Annotated in this window: 5 protein-coding genes; 1 reads left to right on the forward strand and 4 read right to left on the reverse strand. The window is 68.6% G+C overall.

Features of this window, described 5'->3' with window-relative positions; genetic code table 11:
- Positions 1-333 (forward strand): CorA family divalent cation transporter (locus RMO12_RS00705; RefSeq protein WP_309637830.1); only part of this gene is annotated, 333 nt, incomplete at its 5' end.
- A gap of 34 nt (positions 334-367) precedes the next feature.
- On the opposite strand, the gene RMO12_RS00710 is transcribed toward RMO12_RS00705, so the two are convergent.
- The 4 genes from RMO12_RS00710 to RMO12_RS00725 form a co-directional block, all read right to left on the reverse strand.
- On the reverse strand, positions 368-778 hold the full coding sequence (locus RMO12_RS00710) for a nuclear transport factor 2 family protein (RefSeq protein WP_309637831.1): 411 nt from the start codon (positions 776-778) through the stop codon (positions 368-370).
- Positions 779-818: 40 nt separating this feature from the next.
- Positions 819-1592, reverse strand: a complete 774-nt coding sequence (locus RMO12_RS00715) for an SDR family NAD(P)-dependent oxidoreductase (RefSeq protein WP_309637832.1) — start codon at positions 1590-1592, stop codon at positions 819-821.
- A gap of 6 nt (positions 1593-1598) precedes the next feature.
- Positions 1599-2141: a DUF3833 domain-containing protein gene (locus tag RMO12_RS00720; RefSeq protein WP_309626380.1), complete on the reverse strand. Its 543-nt coding sequence runs from the start codon at positions 2139-2141 to the stop codon at positions 1599-1601.
- Positions 2138-3001, reverse strand: an 864-nt coding sequence (locus tag RMO12_RS00725; RefSeq protein WP_309637833.1) for an MFS transporter, incomplete at its 5' end; no start/stop codon positions are given. The genes RMO12_RS00725 and RMO12_RS00720, both read right to left, overlap by 4 nt.

The raw sequence follows: 3001 nt of genomic DNA on the forward strand, positions 1-3001 counted from the left end.
CTGCTCAATGCCGAGCAGTTCGAGGAGGCGAGGCAGATCCTGCGCGACATCGATTCGCTCGACTCGCACACCGCCTTCCTGTTCGACAAGATCAACTTCCTGATGGACGCCACGGTCGGCTTCATCAACATCAACCAGAACCGCATCATCAAGCTGTTCTCGGTGGCGAGCGTCGCGCTGCTGCCACCGACCTTGATCGCCAGCATCTACGGCATGAACTTCCGCTTCATGCCCGAGCTGCAGTGGAGTGGCGGCTACCCGTTCGCGCTCGGCCTGATGGCCGCTTCGGTGATCGCACCGTTCTGGTATTTCCGCCGCAAGGGTTGGCTGTAGGCGAGGGCGCGCGCGCGGATCGACGATCGGGCGCTCATGCGCTCATGCGCCCCCGCAGCCAGCGCAGCAAGGCGCCGAGCACGGGTAGCTTCTCGTACAACTCCTCAGCCGCGTCCCAGTAGTCGCGGTGAACTTCGATGCGGCCATCGACCGCGAACACCAGGTGCGAGCCGCCACGCACGCGCTGCTCACGCCGCTCGCGCCGAAAGCGAAACGAGAACTCCCACACCAGAAAGCAGCGATCGCCTTGCACGACCGCTTCGCTGACGACGAAGCGCGGCGCGTCGAGCGCGTCAAACATGTGCGTGAACACGCGCTGGATTGCCGCCACGCCCTGCACGTCATTGAACGGGTCCTTGAAGCGCGCGTCGTCGCGGTAGATGTCACCGAGCCGCGCCACGTCGCCGCGCGTGAGCGCCTCGAACAGCGCGACCAAGCGCGCCACGCGGGCGTCGCCTACCGGGCCGGGGCGGCAGGCCGGCGCCTCACAGGCCCGTGACACGCCGCACCGCCTTGAAGTAGAGCGCATCGCCGAGATGGTTCATCGCCTTGAGCCAGCGCGTGAAGCGCTTCGGGAAGTGGATCTCGAACGCGCCCGCAGCCCACCCGGCAAGGATTTCCGCCGCCGCCCGCTCGGGCTTCATCAGCGCTGGCATCCTGAAGGTGTTGTGTGCGGTCAGCGGCGTCTCGACGAAGCCGGGGTTGATGAGCGAGACGCCGATGCCGCGTTCGCTGAGGTCCAGGTAGAGCGTCTGGGCCAGGTTGATGAGCGCGGCCTTGGTCGGACCGTAGGCCAGTGCATTGGGCAGGCCGCGGTAACCGCTCACGCTCGAGACCAGGCTCACATGACCCGAGCCCTGCCGCAGCACGGTCGGCAGCACCGCGTCCAGCATGTGCAGCGCGCCGACGTAGTTGATCTGCTGATGCCGGAGCATCTCGCCCAAATCAAAGGCGGTGGCGCGCTGCGGCTTGTAGTGGCCCGCGCAGTACATCGCCAGATCGATGCGACCGCCCTGCGCGAGCACCTGGCGGGCGCCCCAGCGCACGGCCTCGCGATCGGTGGCGTCGCATGCCACGGCGCGGCTGCCGGGATGTTCGCGCACGAAGTCGTCGAGCGCCGGCACGCTGCGCGCCGACACCACCACCGCCGCGCCACGCGCATGCAATGCCGAGGCGGTGGCGCGGCCGATGCCGCTGGAGGCGCCGACCAGCCAGGCGACGCGGCCCTGCCAGTCGGTGATGCGCGGGTTGAGTGCCATTGCCGCTCAGGACTTATAAAACGCGAGCGTCACTTCGCCCAGGCGGATGCCGAACTTGCTCATCACCGCCTTGTTGAGCATCACGCGTTCGTCCATCAGATACATCCAGTCGTCGAATTGCACTTCGACGAGCTTGCCACCCGAGGAAAGTCTCAGTGTGTAGCGCCAGTTGAAGGCGTTGCCCGACGCCTGCCCTTCGGCGACGCCGACCACGTCGTCGGCGGTGCCGCTATAGCGGCCGTTGGCGTGCTTCTTCAGGCGCCAGACGCGGCGCTCGCGGCTGCCGTCGCTGTAGGTAAAGGCCTCGTCGAGCACGCCCTCGTCGCCCTGCCAGCGACAGGTCATGACGACACCGAAGCGCTTGACGACCGCGCCGGAGCGGTCGGTGAACACGCCGTGGGCGTTGACGGTGCCGTCAAAGTAGCGCGCCAGGTCGAGCGTCGGCGTCTCGGCGGCGTAATCGCTCACGCGCGGGCCGGCACAGCCGGCCAGACCGCTCGCAACGGCGAACGCGAGCGCGGTGGCTCGCAGGGTTTTGGAAAGGATCATGAGGTCGGGCTTTCAGCGGGAGCTTGTCGCAGCCACAGCGCCCAAAGCAGCGCTGCAGCCGCCAGTTTGAGCACGCAAGGCAACAGGCAGTAGGCGATGGTCAGTGCGTCGAGTGCCGCGGCGTCGCGCGCGCCGCTGCGATAACCGATCGCGTCGAGCAGCGGCAGCGCCACGCCGGCAGCCAGCGCGAGATTGAGCTTGGTGGCGAAGTTCCACCAGCCGAAGTAGGCGCCCTCGGCCCGCCCGCCGTGCCCCGCGCGCTGGATCACGCCGGCCAGCAGCGCGCCGGGCAGCGTGAGATCGGCGCCGAGCGCCACGCCGCTGGCCGCGCACACCGCGAGATAGGGCCCTGCATCGCCGATCCCGAGCGTGGCCGCCCAGACGAAGGCCGCGACGGCCAACGCCATACCGCCGAGCCAGCTGCGCGCTATGCCGAAGCGGCTCACCAATCGCAACCACAGCGGAATCGACAGCGCGCCGGCAGCAAAGTACGTCAGCAGGAACAAGGGCTCCCACGCCGGCAACTGCAGGCGGTCGCGAATGAAGAACAGCACCAGCGTGGCCGGCACGGCACTGGCGATGCCGTTGACCATGAAAACGGCCAGCAGGCGCCGAACCGCCGAAACGCCAAACGGCAGCAGCAGCCCGATCGCGCCGGGATGAGTCGTCGGTCGATGCGCTGGCCGTGGCGCCCTGGCCAGCAGCGCGACGCCGGCCGCCAGCAGCGCGGCGAACAGCGCGCTCGTCCATTGCAGGCCGGCGAGCGAAGGCAGCAGGCTCGCGACCAGCACGCCGATCAGCGCGGCGCCCTCGCGCCACGCCACCACGCGCGCACGCTGCGCCTCGTTGCCGCCCAGCCG

This window comes from Methylibium sp. (assembly GCF_031393925.1).
GTDB lineage: Bacteria > Pseudomonadota > Gammaproteobacteria > Burkholderiales > Burkholderiaceae_C > Methylibium.